We start from the raw sequence: 14,996 nt of genomic DNA, 5'->3' as shown, positions 1-14,996 counted from the left end.
CGACATGGCTAAGTTTAGATACCTGATCATTGTATTATTTTTATTCCTGGGAATCTGCGCAAAGGCACAGGTGTCGTTCGTTTTTTTACCTGAAGTGCATGGCTGTACACTGGATGGACTTTTCCAGGTGAGGTTGAATGCGCCGGCATCGCAAAAGATGCTGGTTAATTTGAATATCACGGTAACGGCACAAAAAGCTGGCCGCGTGGTAACCATCAAAACCAGGCCCTTTGAACTCATGCCAGGATTGAACCCCGTTCCGGTAGGGTTAATGGCTGGAGCTACCATTAATTTTGGTAACAATAAAATAGCTGCGATCTGCAGACAATCAGGTTATTTTACGGAAGAGGAATATGATTATTGTTTTGAATTAACAGCTGCCGATAATTCCCATGCGGGAGACATAATAGGGGAGCAGTGTTTTAACTATTATCTCCAACCCTTTTCTCCGCTGTTGCTGGTAACACCGGCGGAAGAAGATGATATATGCGACAAGCGTCCTACCTTCTTCTGGCAACCGCTGCTGCCTGCCGTTCCTGGCCTGCAGTACCGGCTGATACTTACAGCGCTGAAACCAGGTCAGGCGAAGGCAGAGGCGCTGCGATACAACCTGCCGCTCATTAACCAGCAATTTATAAATATGCCAATGCTTTTTTTTCCGCCTGCTGCCCGGGAGCTGGAAGAAGGCAGGCAATATGTATGGCAGGTAACTGCCTACAGAAACGAAATGATATTGGCCAACTCCGAAATGTGGACTTTTAAAATAAGCTGCACAGATAGTGTGAAAAAGAAGGTACCTGAAAGCTTCCGGGATATTGACGATCTGGTGAAAGGTAATTTTTATGTGGCAAGGGGACGTATCCTTTTTGCGGTGCATAATATTTACGACAAAACAGCGCTTGAATACACGATTACCTGTATTACCGCACCCGATCAGGTGATTAAAAAACTGCCTTCCATAAAACTGGAAAGAGGTAATAATCATGTTACCATCGATCTGGAAGATAACCGCTCTTTTACGGATGGTTACTACTACCAGTTAACCATTAAACTCCCCGACGGAGAAACGAAGCAATTAAGATTCCTTTATAAAAAAGAAACTGAATAATGAGGAGGCCCGTGAAATGGCTGTTAGCCATTTATTTAATGATGACCGCCTGCAATGGCAATTCCCGTCGCCCATTGCAGCAATTGATGGATGACCGGAAAAGCGGACTGGTACAGGAAAAACATATTGGTAATACAGTAGTCAGGCTGACCTATTTGCCGGAATGCTGGGAGCGTGTGAATAATAAAGCTGCAAAAGCAGATCAGACGGAAATGTGTTTTAAGATCAATATTCTACGTACAGGCGTAAACGATAGCCAGAAGCAGGAGAATAAAGCCATGAGCTATGGACTGGATACCATTTTTCAACTGATACTGAATCACGATACCCTGTCGCCGTTGCTGGCGCAACGTATTGCCAACGGCAACATTAACGGTGTGGAATACCTGGTCATTTTTGAGCGGAGACCATTGTCAGCAGTGCAACAAGCGGCACTGGTGTACAAAGACTGGCTGTTCACCTCCACACGACTGGTATTCCCTCTACAAAAAAATTATCTCCAAAAATCTGATTCTTTAAGCTGCAGGCTATGATCATAAAGAGTATAAAGATTAAAAAGACACTGGCATTTTTTTTCCTGTCATTACTATCGCTGGAAACCTTATTGCCGCTTTATTCCCTGGCACTCACCTCCGGCCCTAATCAGCCGGAGCACAAGCAGTTTGCTGCGTATAGCACCAATGATATGGTGGACCCTTTTACAGGTGCATTTAAATATAACATACCGGTTATGGATGTAGACGGATATCCGGTGAACCTTAATTATGCATCTGGTGTTGGCATGGATGACGAAGCGAGTTGGGTGGGACTTGGCTGGAACCTCAATGTAGGCGCTGTTAACAGGCAATTACGCGGCGTGCCGGATGATTTCTCCGGAGATGTTATCACCACAAAACATTATACCGCTCCCCGGACCACTTATGGGGGAAGAGGAATGGTAAGGCTTGAACTGAAAGGAACAGACGTGGCGAAGTTATCAGGGTCTATCTCCCTGGGTGTTTTTAGCGACAGCTATACCGGTATGGGTGCCGAATTTGGTGTCAATGCGGGGCTGTCATTAGGTCTTGGCAATAACGGCTTACTCACGGGAAACTTAAATGCCGGGGTTAATTCCAATACCAGCAGCGGTGTAACAGTAAGCGCAGGTTTGTCGCTGGATGCACATGTGCAAGATGCAGAATTTGTGTCCACAGGTGTTGCCGCCAACCTGAGCTATAACACCCGTGAAGGATACAAAGAGCTTACACTGGGAAATACTTTTTCAATTGCCCGCCTGAGCGGGGAGGTGGGTTCCATCTATTCCTATAATACACCACCGTTTCATCCTAAAATCGGTTTCGGATATAAATCATCCAGCCAATCATATGCGCTTACGATAGGTGGCGCCGGATATACGGTGTTTGCCGGCGGAGGCCTTACAGGTTACATGAGCAAACAGGAAGTGCAGTCTGAAATTAATACAAATGCGGCTTATGGCTATTTGTATGCGGATAGGGGCACGAATGTAAAAGAAGCCGTCATGGACTTCATGCGGGAAAAAGAAAATCCTGTTATCGCCAATTTACCCAACATAGCACTTCCTGTGGTTACGCCGGATGTATTTTCCTATACCAATCAGGCTGGCAGCGGCCAATTCAGGCTGCAAAGGGGAAACTCCGGCGTAGTGTTCGATCCTAATGTGGAGGACAAGTCCAGCAATTTATCTATAGGAGCAGATTATGGCTTTGGAGGATATTTTCATGGCGGTGTGCAGTTTTATGACCAGACGGTAACCAATACTACCAGGAAGTGGCAGAACAATAATTTGTTTTTATCCGTTGCCGACTATAAAAGTGATCCCACCAAGCTGCTGGAAGAACAGGCCTATTTTAAGATGATGAATGAACAGACTGCAGAAGATGCAGGTTATGTGAACAGCATACAGGGAGATAAGCTGGTGGCTGTATCGCTGACGGAAAGAACCGCATTGGCAAAACTGCATGATAAAAATGGGAATACCTTTATACCATCTGGTGCGTATAAGAAAAATGGCCGTCAGATCAGGACTTCTCCTATCAGTTATCTTACTGTAGCAGAGGCATTGAGAACCTCTGCCAATAATAGTTATAATTCGTATAAATTTTACGACAGCACTTTAAAGACGCCACCTGTCTGCGGGCCGGATATAGCATCCGTTATCAGCAGAAAAGATGCGAATAAAAAAATGCAACATATTTCGGAGATTACCGTCACCGAAAGTGATGGCAAAAGGGCAGTATATGGATTACCCGTTTATAACCTGCATCAGGATGAATATACTTTTGCAGTAAACCCGGCATACAAATCTACTCAGGCAGATATCGCGCAGAACCTAATCAGTATGGACACTTTGCCGAACGGGGAGGTCATGCATGATTACGGGAAAGATAAATATTACCAGCATGAAATACAGCCGGCTTACGCATCTTCTTTTCTTCTCACTTCCATATTAAGCCCTGATTATGTAGACGTGACCAACAACGGGATTACCGACGATGATCTGGGTACTGCTGTGAAATTTAATTACTCGAAAGTTGACGGCAACTTTGGCTGGCGCACACCAATGGCAGCCGGCAAGGCTTTATACAACCGCGGACTGAATGCAGATCCTACAGATGATAAGGGCAGCGTGATATATGGTGAAAAAGAATTGTGGTATCTCAATTCTATAGAAACAAAAACAAAGATCGCCTATTTTATTACGGATGACAGGGACGATGCGCTGGGTGTAACAAATTTTTATGGCCAGATTAATAACAACGTAAAACAACGCAGACTGAAAGAAATAAGGTTGTATTCTAAAAGTGACCTTACGCAGCCTATTAAAACCGCCTACTTCGAATATGATTATTCTCTCTGCCCCGGCGTACCTAATAACAGCAAAGGGGGCGGAAAACTCACATTGAAGAAAGTATACTTTACATATGCAACGTCAAAAAAAGGCATGCATCATCCTTATCAGTTTGATTATGCCAATAATCAGAACTATGCGCTCCTCTCATCAGACCGCTGGGGGATGTTCAAGCCTGGTACAGATAATGCCGGTGGTGGTTTTGGCGCTATGAGAAATGACGAGTTTCCCTATACCATTCAGGATACTGCCATTACCAATAACAACGCCCGAAAATGGAACCTTTCCACAATAACCTTGCCCACAGGAGGAAGCATTAATGTGGAGTATGAATCGGGAGACTATGCGTATGTGCAGGATCGTAGAGCCATGCAGATGGTCAGCATTAATGCAATGGTAAAGGATAGCCTTGGTACAGTAACTACTTCTATGGGAGATGCTCACGGCTTTAAGATAGCTGCGCCTGGCCCACTCCGGGGGGCAAATGATGCCGCTATCCTGCAGAATTTTGTGACGGATTACCTGAACGGGAGAAATGATTTTTATGTAAAGATGAATATGAATGTCTCCGACCAGCCCTACAATACCTCCGACAGTTATTTTGATAATGTGTCGTGTTATGGGGAAGTGGTAAAAGTGAGGGATAATAAAGACGGGACCTATAACATCATCTTTAAGGATATTACCGAAGGAAATGTTACCGCAAATCCTTTCATTATGGCTGCCTGGCAGAAGATGCGGCTGGAATACCCTATGTACGCCTATCCGGGATATGAAGACCGGATCAAAGACGCGTCAGGTATTGAAAGAGCTTTGAATGCGATTGTAAATGCTATAGGTAATCTTAGTGAACTGAGAAAGAATTTTAATGAACGGGCGCAGCAAAACAATTTTGCAGTTACTGCCAATCTTAGTAAAAGTTTTGCCCGTGTGGTGAAAGGTAATGGTATCAAAATAGGCGGACCGGCCAGGGTCAGGAAAATCCGGATGATGGATGCCTGGGATGTAATGAGCGGCAATACAGCTCCCGCTGCCGGTTACGGGCAGCAATACGAATATCGTATTACCACAGGTGCTGATACTATCAGCAGTGGTGTGGCATCCTATGAGCCTTCTATCGGGGCCGATGAAAATCCTATGCGTATGCCGGTACCTTATAGCCAGGAATCCAAAGGAACGCTTACCAATTATTTTTATCTGGAAGAACCTTTTGGAGAAAGTTTATTCCCTGCGCCCCAGGTAGGGTATAGCAATGTAATTGTGCGGGATCTGGATGCCTCGGGCAATGCAGATCCACTGAAGTCAACCGGCTGGATACAACACGAATTTTATACTGCAAAGGATTATCCGGTTATCGTAGCCGCTCAGGCAAGGCCGGATGTAATGCGGAAAGGGCCTTCAGGCTGGTCTTCTTTCAGCGGCGCCAATCAGGTATATGAGCTGGCCATGTCGCAGGGATATGTGATCTGGTTAAATGATATGCATGGCAAGTCAAAGGCAGAAAGGGTATTTAACCAGAGTGGAGCGGAAATATCGTCCTCCGCTTATTATTATAAATCGGCTGCACTGGATGCTGGTAAACAGCAACTGAACAATACAGTGGCTACCATCGATGAAAAAGGTAATATCAATCCGGCGGAAGTGATTGGCCGTGAAATAGAGATGATTACAGATATGCGTGAACAGGAGAGCAAAGACTTTGGAACAGCCATTCAGCTGGGAGTTGATGTGATCCCGTTTATATTTGGAATACCACTACCCATACCACATTGGCCCCGCAAGGATAACGATAACTATAAACTGTTCCGTTCAGCTGCTGTCCTTAAAACAGTGCAGCAAACGGGTATTTTGGACCATGTAGTGAAAACTATAAACGGATCTACCGTTACTGCTGCCAACCTGGTATTTGACCGCTATACAGGTCAACCGGTTGTTACACGTACTAATAATGAGTACAACGATCCTGTATACTCCGTGAATCTGCCGGCTTATTGGAGGTACAATAAAATGTCGGGTGCATATAAGAATATAAATACTGTTTTTAAGCAACTTACTACTGATGCCAACGGTATCATAGCGCCACAATTTTCAAGTCTGCTTACCGGTGGTGATGAAATGATGGATCTGAATAATCCGAATAATTTTGGTAAGAGATATTGGGTGATCAGTTCTCCAACAGCCAATGATGCAGTTAGCCGCGTAAGACTGATAGACGATGGAGGTAATCTCGTAAGTAATTTTAACGGTGATGTAAAATTGTATCGCTCTGGCTACAGGAACCAGCCTGGCGCTTCTGCGGGCACCATATTATGTCTGAAAAATCCTGTTGTAGCGAACCAGCTGGCTGTTTTTTCTACAGCAGATGGTACTTCTTATAAAGTAACAGATGCCAAAGCCGTATTATATGAAGAGGAGTGGGGCGCAAAAATGTGTCTCAGCTGTCCGTCGGGATATACGCTTAACCCGGATGGCACCAGATGTGAACTTTTGCCGGTTAAAAATATGAATGATACGTTGAAGGTGGTAACCGGACTAATGAACGCTGTATATGGAACCAGCGGTGCTGTATTTGTGATGGCTGATAATAGTACCAAAACTAAGTCGAACTCATTCTGGGGTGGCAATTGCTCCGGTGGAACCTCCTTCATGGCGCAAAGCGCTTCCTTTGCAGCAAGCAGCACACCTGCAGCCAGTGTTCCTACAGATTCTGCCGGCAAAATTGCAGCCATGAAATCCGCGGCTATAAGCATGAACTCAATAGTACCGCTTGTATCCACCGTCTGCGGGCGCATGAACCAGGTAGCCATCTGGCTTAATGGTGTGGCGATTGGTTATATGAATACCTGGATGGGGGTGGAAGCCTGTTTTACTGCGCCAACAGCAGGAACATATGCCATTGGTTACGGTGCAGATAATTTACTGAGAGTATATATTGATGATCAGCTGGTAATTAATACGCCCAATTTGGGCGATAATGTAAATTACTACAACGCATGGAAGATAGTCCCCTATACGGTTACAACAGGCAAACACCGGCTGCGTATGGAGTTCCAGAATATTTCCACACCAATGCTTCCGGATGCTCAGAATCCGGGTGCAGCAGGTCTTGAAATCTATAGCATGTCGCCTGATGCCTTGTTCAATATCAGTGAAGGCCTGGTGAGTAACTACACTGTCTTTTCCTCAACGCAATTCAAGGATACACTAAATACGGGCGCGCTAAATACGGCTCCGGTAAATAGTTATATACTGGACCAGAACGGTAACAGACGAATATCCAGGTACCAGTGCGTGAACGGAGCAACTCCCAACATCTGTGATTCGCCCTATGTCTGCGATTCCAGGTCGGTAATAGTTAACCCTTACCTGACCGGTGTTCTGGGGAACTGGCGTGTGTCAGAAGAAAAAGTGTATGAGGGAAGCCGTACTGATCAGCAGATATTTGCTAACAAAGGTGCCGGGCTTAATTTGCGTAACAGTGGTTATCTCCCCGGATTTAGATCCTATTGGTACTATGATGCTACCGGTGTTAAATGGGATGCCGTTCCTGCCAATGATAAATGGGTTACCAGCCGCTACGTAACATTATACGATAAGTATGGTCAGGAGTTGGAGAATAAAGATGCGTTGTTCAGGTACAGCAGTGCGGTATATGGCTACAGGGGCGCCATTCCGGTGGCCGTTGGCAGCAACAGCATGAGCCGGGAATTGTTTTACGATGGATTTGAGGATTATAAATTTAATGGCATTTGCGGCGCTGTTTCCTGTGGAGATGGTAGTTTCAATATCTACAATTCCCTGGGCAGTACTTATGCTGATTACCTGAAATCTGATGATGCGCATACCGGCAATTATTGCCTCAAACTGACTAAATCCATAGAACTGGTAGCCAATGTACATAGCCTGGAGCATAAACCTCAGAGTGGCAATTACCTGGATAATGATGTAACGGGGCAGTATATACGTAAACTCACCCAGGGCCTTTATCCTCAAGGTTTTCAGCCTATGCCGACAAAGAAATATGTTTTCTCGGCATGGGTGAAAGACGGCAGCAGCGGTGGCAGTCAGCCTATAAGTCTCTATGCCAATAATCAAAATATCCCACTGCAAGTGAAAGCTGTAGTGGAAGGCTGGAAGCAAGTGGAAGGAGTGCTGGATATGGCACTGATAACCACTACATCAGGCGGGCTCCGGTTATTGATTCCGGCATCGGCATCTGCGGCTATTGATGATATCCGCATATTCCCATATAACGCCACCATTAAAACGTATGCTTACGATGAGAGGACACTGCGGTTGATGGCCGAAATGGATGAAAACAATTTTGCCACATTTTATGAGTACGATGATGAAGGTACCCTTGTCAGAGTGAAGAAAGAAACCGATCTGGGGATTATGACACTGAAAGAAACCCGTTCTGTATTTCGCAAAATTAATTAATGAAAAAGATTCAATCCCTTGCTATGAAAAAATATGCCTGGTTGCTGAAGATACTGGTCCCTTTACTGGCAATTACCGTTGTAGCGGTGACATTTGCCCGTGTGCCGCACTGGCTGCATGGTGCACCGCATACAGCGGTAACACCACCTGTTGCAGATAATGGGGTTACTTATTCCCAGGAAGATAAAAACAGGCTGAATGAACTGATTGCAGTATATGCTCACATGGATTCCTGCCGCGTAGTTTTTGCCAGCGGTGCAATGGACGCTACTGATCCTGCTGATAGCACTGCCTCCCTGCATAGTCCCTTCAGGTTCTGCAAAAATGGAGATGAGCTGTATTATCAGACCGGCGACGTGGAAATGATCGCGCTTAAAAATATATACGTCTCCGTTAGTCATAACACAAAGAAAATGTTTGTTGGGCCGGCCAGGAAAGTAATGCCGCCTTTCCAGCTTCCGGCAGACAGCCTGGTCAGGATCTGGATGAGTGAACATTATACCCTTGCGGGCAGCGCAGAAGAATCAAAGGGCAGTGTCAGGTTATTATGCGGCAACCACATTACCTGTAAGGAATACCGGTTCGATTATGACCCGGCGGCCAGAGTACTGAAAGGACTTTATATGCGGCTTACCAATCTCAATGATCCGCTGAATAACAGCATGGATAAGGAGGTGAAGATTTCTATAAACCAATGGAGAGAAGATCATATACCGGATGCTTTACTCCGGCCAGGCAGTTACCTCGTACAGGGACGGGAGGGGTGGAAACCCGCCGGCGCCTACGCGGATTACACACTGATCAGCTTATTCTAATGTTAACCTCATTTAATGCCTGTTTATATATGGCTTTGATCAAGCACTTCATGAAATTATCCGGGATTATAGCAGTGGCAATGCTACTGTTATGTGCCAGTGCCAGCAAGTCAACGGCTGCCGTAGAGCCTTACCAGCAAAAGATACAGGGACAGCTAAAAAAAGGCGATACCCTGCTGGTGAAAGACGAAAAGTTCGAGAATCCCGCTTATGATTGGAACAGCATAAGGAACAATTCTGTATTGAACGTAATCACGTTTAGTCTTTACCGTGATTCCATCACCGTATTTGATAAACCATTCTCCTGTAAGGCCGACCTGAAGATAGAATACTGGAGTCAACCCGGGCAGGACCTCCCCATCACTATTGAACATGCCCTTCTTGAAATCAATTATGACACCGCAGTGGGGGCTGTGTACCAGGTGTCTGCACAATATGATTTTAAAAATGCCTATAAGATAAAGATCACCATCAACGATATCAGTAGTAAAGAACTACAGGAGCTACCACCTATATTTTCATTGAATGCACAGGTGGTGGTGAACAGGGACTATCTTCCGCAAAGCGGGCAATCACTGATACCATCTGTATCTGTCAACACCGGCACAGGAAGTGATCCCACGGTGAAGAGCGGCTCAGGCATGATCATGAGAGCTGCCGCCATTATTCCCACTGCCAGCTCCGTAAGCGTGAACTGGGATGTAATAGCAGGTGCACAGAAGTATGATCTTGAATGGACTTTTATAGATGAAGAATCCTCCAATGGCGCTATATTGGCACAGGCAGGCACTTCTGCCACTGTTGCTGTGCTGGCGCCTATGTTCCGCAATAACGCCACCCGCGTTACGGTAGTGCAGAACAGCTATGTTATTTCACTGGTTAACAACAACCAATATCTCCTTCTCCGGTTACGTACTGTAGATGAAAGCGGTACTTACAGAAATGAAGGCCCCTGGAGTTATCAGATTAAATCTGACGGGATAACGGTTCCCGGTGTGGTAATACTGAATAACAGCTGGCATCAGCCCGGACTTAACTGGCAATACAATGCTTCTTACGCAGAAGAAGGCAAGAAAAAAGAAGTGGTGAGCTATTTTGATGGTACCCTGCGGAACAGGCAGATTGTTACGGTCAATAACAGCGATGCAGTAGCTGTTGTACAGGAAAATGTTTATGATCAGTTTGGCCGCTCAGTAGCCAATATTTTACCGGCGCCTACCAATTCACAGATATTGCAGTATTTCCCTTCCTTCAACCGGAAAGTTGGTGGCGGAGCATATACCTACACTAATGTGTTCAAAGGTTTGGTGGGCAACTGCATCGGTAAGCCCGACCTACTGGAAACCACTGGCGGAGCCGCTAAGTATTATTCTCCCGCAAATGATTTCTTAACCACAGACCCATACAATAAATATATTCCGGATGCAGAAGGTTTGCCATTGGCCATTACTTCCTATACTCCTGATAACACCGGAAGGGTAGCCGTGAAAGGTGGAGTGGGCGCGATACTACAGCCTAATACTACGGTACTGAATAATCATGCTACGAGGTATTACTACGGAAAACCGGAACAATGGGAACTGGACAGATTGTTTGGTAATGATGCCGGTTTTGCAGACCACTATCTGAAAAATATGGTGATAGATCCCAACGGGCAAATCAGCATTTCTTACCAGAATGCATCAGGAAAAACAGTGGCAACGGCACTTACCGGAGATACTCCCGATACCACTTTACTCCCGTTGCCATCAAAGCCGGCGGCCATAAAAAAGAATCTGGTATTGCTGCAGCCGGAGCGATTTGTATTTGATCCGGCCACCTTGAAGCTTACTGCCACCACCACTTACCTGGCTTCCGTGCCGGATGCAACGGCATCTTTCACCTTTAGCATGGATAAGCTGATAAAAAATTATGTGCAGAACGGAGTAACGATTTGCAGTAATTGTTATTATGAGCTGAAGATCAGCATGAGCGATGATTGTAACAATAAGATACTGGACCTTGCCAATATAAAAAGAGGAAGCGCCTTATCAGATTGTAGCCTCACCGGCACCAGTGATACTACTTTTACCGCCCCCATGAATAAAATTGGGGAGTACTATATCACTTTTGAACTGGCACTCAATTCACGTGTAATTGAATCATACACGACCGACTTTATAACACGCAATACCAATCTGAAAACACAGTTCCAGTTTGTAATGGAGCAGTTGAGCAGAGAGGATTTTACCGGATGCTTTTCAGAATGTACTACCTGCCGTGATGCATTGGGCCTGAAAGCGGATTTTATGCGCGGCCTCAGAGTCAGGATGCAGCAGAACGGGGTGGATACAGTTCTCAATCTGGCGGCTATTGATACCTGGTCCGGCGGATTGTATGATGCGTTGTACAGCAACTGCCAAACCTTGCGCACTACCTGTATGGCTTCTCCCTGTGATCGTTTAAAAAATTTACTGATACAGGATGTAAGTCCGGGCGGGCAATTTGCATTGTTTGATTCTGCGGGTAATCCATTGGAAACAGATATCAATGTGCTTTATCTGCATTGGCGCGATTCATTTCCTGTGAGACCACCCGGCGACGTTTTGTACGAAGCCAGCAAAGTGCTACTGGAAGATGGCTCTTATATTTCTCCCTGTGATCAGTCGTTCACCTTGCAGATGCTGTTAAAATACTGGCAACCGGACTGGGGCAGCAAGTTTTTACCATTCCATCCTGAGTATTGTGCCTTGAGATTTTGTAATGATCACAGCGCTTACAAGGCATGGGATCAGCGGCTGGCGCAGATCTATACTACGGTAGCCGATATCCCCCAGATCAGTTCCGGATTGGCATATGATCTAAACAATGGTTCCTGGCTGTTGGCAGCAGATCCTTTTTTTGCAACAGGCGGCAAAGGAGCTGCTTATTACAGTGTATTTAAAACAGACCTTGACAATTATGCTTCTAGCGTTTTACATATTACTGATTCAAGACTGAATAATAAAAGCCTGTCGCAGTACGTGGACTACCAGTTATATTGTATGGACTCCAGTGGCACCAGCAATGTAAACAGTAACCCCGATTTTATTATCAGATGGAACCAGTGTACGCCTGATGCTAACTGCCGTATTCCGGACAAGCAGTGGCAGATGTATGTGAACTTTTATCTGGAAGCAAAAGAAAAGTATTATCAGCAATTGAGGAATACGGATGCGTATTGTAAAGGTAGTTGTGCTGTAGGAAGAGTGCCGCTAATAGATTCCACGAACTATGTTCCGCCGCCATCATCGTCTGCTTTGACATGCGCTGATTTTAATGCCTCGATGATTACCTGGTGGCTGGATCCACCTCATCCTGGATATACTACCAGGATTAATGTTAGCAGGAAAGCCAGTTCACCGACTATACCAGACGGATTAACGCTTAGAGTAGATATATACGGTACTATTTCAGGAAGGGCTCAGGATGTGATATATACAACTCTCTTTACCGGGGATCAGCGGGGACCCAGTTCAACATTTGTTCCTGAGGCAGACTTCGTCTTTAGTAAAATGCAATTCAGTTGTTACGGTACACCGACTATCCCGCCGGGTACTTGCCCTGTAGGATACAGCACCAAAATTACCCGTACCAACAATTACAATTACAACGAAAGCGCACCTTCTGATACGAGTGTTTATCTGTCTAAAGCCAGAGTAGCAGTAGCCGCGCAGATACAAACCTCTTGTGGGGTTACTGTTGACAAATGGCTGGCAAAGCTTGGCGGATGCATACCGCCTGCGACAATAGACATCTTCCGCGCACGGCTTATAGAAATATGCTCCCTGGGCGGAGATATTGATCACATATACGGTTCCAGCACTACCATCGGAGGAAAGCCCAATACAGATGGTGACACCTCCTTTCAGCAGGTGCTAAAGCGTTACATGGGTGCAACACCGTTCAACATGCTCTGCAACCCATGGCTGTTGGATGTACCTTACCCGGCTAACGTCAAAGCACAAACGGTGTCCAGGTCAGTTAATGCTACGGATACAGGTACCTGCAGGCGCCTGAATGCATTAAAGCTGGAGCAGCAAACTACCCAGCCGGGCGTTACTTTTTATAACTTCCTGGTGGCGAAGTATGGTAAAGGGATGTCTATTACTTCAGCCCAGCTGGATATGTTGCTGAAAGGCTGTAGTAACTGCCGCTATCTGCTGGATGGGGAAGTGAAACTGCCCGTATTCCTGGATGGTACTGCCAAAGGCTGTATTACCGCTGCTGAATTCTGGACGGCAAGAAATGATTTTAATGTTGCTATGGGGAACACTGTTGATTCCTTGCACGCCAACTATAAAAATGTATACCGGAATTACCTGAACCAGCGATGGGGTTTTACCCTTAGCTTCGGAGATTATGATAACTATCGCAGACAGCTACAGACCAACCCTCTCGTGGGCTTGTGTAATACGCCGGCCTACAGTGTAGAAGCGGTGGATCCTTACAGCTGTATGCTCAGCCTGGTGGATGGCGCCGTAACAGGCGCCAACAGGTCTTACAGTGCTTATATCGATTCTGTGAAACGCGATTTCCGTAACCAGTATGTAAGCGTTTGCAGTGGAACACGTACTAAAGTAAGCCTGAATACTTCTCAGCAGGTATATCATTATACGCTGTATTATTATGATCAGGCAGGTAATCTGTTGCGCACCGTTCCACCGGAAGGAGTGGACCTGATAGATGATGCAGGAAAACTGGATCAGATAGATCGCGCCCGTCGTGCTGATTACAGCTCGTGTACTTACTCCGGCCCTCAGGTTAATACCAATCCCGATACCACTTTGAACAGGTTGGGAACTACCCTTACCGGTGCCAACCAGGCTGTGGAAATGTGGTTGTATAATCCGGACGGAGGTCCTACGCAGGTGCTCTCTGCTGCCGTAGATAAAGCTTATTTTAATCTTTGCATAGATGGAAGTTACCTGAATGCCAGCATATATAAACTGGTCCCCCCTGTTACGGGTAGTGTCGACATTAGTGCATCCAACGATGTATCTGTAGATATCAGTGCCCTGTTGCCACTGGACCCCTGGGTACACGTAGTGCTGCAGGGACCAGACATGGACAGCAGCGGGATCATCAGCGTATTTGTAAACGGGGTAAGTTGCCCGGTAGCACCCAATGCCCCGACTGGCGGCTGCGGATGGGACATTACTTCAGCAACAACAGGAACTGCCACATTTGCGCAAAACCTGTCTTACCTGCGGCAACTGCGCATGTACAAACGTCTGCTCAGCAGCACAGAAATAGCAGCCAATGCTAAAGAGTCATGTCTTGGTTTGGCAGCAGCCTACAGCACTGCCTTGCTGCGTGATACAATATCATGGGGCCGTTTCAATACACCAGCTCCCGGCTCGCCTACCACCTTGCCGGATGGTGGCACCACAGAAGTGCAGACAACCTCAGTATACCCCAGGCATCGCTTAAGCACGGATTACGCTTATAACTCGCTGGGGCAGGTAATACAGCAAAATACCCCCGATGCCAATACCAGCTATTTCTGGTACGATTTGAAAGGTCGGCTGATTGCATCCCGTAATGCGGTTCAATACCTGGGAACTAACCAGTACAGCTATACGAACTATGATTTGTTGGGCAGAATTACAGAAGTAGGAGAGAAAAAGAATGCACTGGATCTTGGTTCACCCGCTTTTGTGCCTGATGCTACTGCAAACCTGTTCATTAACAGTGGCACCAACGCACAGATTACCCGGACCTACTATGATGTAGCACAGCTGGA

5 protein-coding genes are annotated in these 14,996 nt (G+C 46.0%); all 5 read left to right on the top strand.

Annotated elements, in window-relative coordinates; translation table 11 throughout:
- The first annotated feature begins 4 nt into the window (after positions 1–4).
- Positions 5–1,108 carry a DUF928 domain-containing protein gene (locus CLV51_RS14800; protein WP_106528846.1) on the top strand — a complete coding sequence of 368 codons (1,104 nt, stop codon included), beginning with the start codon at positions 5–7 and terminating at the stop codon, positions 1,106–1,108.
- A complete protein-coding gene (locus CLV51_RS14795) occupies positions 1,108–1,641 on the top strand; it encodes a hypothetical protein (RefSeq protein ID WP_106528845.1) in 534 nt (177 codons plus the stop codon). The genes CLV51_RS14800 and CLV51_RS14795 overlap by 1 nt, the downstream gene beginning before the upstream one ends.
- Positions 1,638–8,417: a PA14 domain-containing protein gene (locus CLV51_RS14790; protein ID WP_106528844.1), complete on the top strand. Its 6,780-nt coding sequence runs from the start codon at positions 1,638–1,640 to the stop codon at positions 8,415–8,417. Before CLV51_RS14795 ends, CLV51_RS14790 begins: the two co-directional genes overlap by 4 nt.
- Positions 8,417–9,232 carry a hypothetical protein gene (locus CLV51_RS14785; RefSeq protein WP_106528843.1) on the top strand — a complete coding sequence of 272 codons (816 nt, stop codon included), beginning with the start codon at positions 8,417–8,419 and terminating at the stop codon, positions 9,230–9,232. Before CLV51_RS14790 ends, CLV51_RS14785 begins: the two co-directional genes overlap by 1 nt.
- A gap of 29 nt (positions 9,233–9,261) precedes the next feature.
- Positions 9,262–14,996, top strand: a 5,735-nt coding sequence (locus CLV51_RS14780; protein WP_146151289.1) for a DUF6443 domain-containing protein, incomplete at its 3' end; no start/stop codon positions are given.

The organism is Chitinophaga niastensis (genome assembly GCF_003014755.1).
GTDB lineage: Bacteria > Bacteroidota > Bacteroidia > Chitinophagales > Chitinophagaceae > Chitinophaga > Chitinophaga niastensis.
This window is presented reverse-complemented; position numbering and strand designations above follow the sequence as displayed.

What these genes read in the sequence shown, in the direction of transcription:
- CLV51_RS14800 (WP_106528846.1), top strand. Translation starts at nt 5, where the DNA reads ATGGCTAAGTTTAGATACCTGATCATTGTATTATTTTTATTCCTGGGA.
- CLV51_RS14795 (WP_106528845.1), top strand. Translation starts at nt 1,108, where the DNA reads ATGAGGAGGCCCGTGAAATGGCTGTTAGCCATTTATTTAATGATGACC.
- CLV51_RS14790 (WP_106528844.1), top strand. Translation starts at nt 1,638, where the DNA reads ATGATCATAAAGAGTATAAAGATTAAAAAGACACTGGCATTTTTTTTC.
- CLV51_RS14785 (WP_106528843.1), top strand. Translation starts at nt 8,417, where the DNA reads ATGAAAAAGATTCAATCCCTTGCTATGAAAAAATATGCCTGGTTGCTG.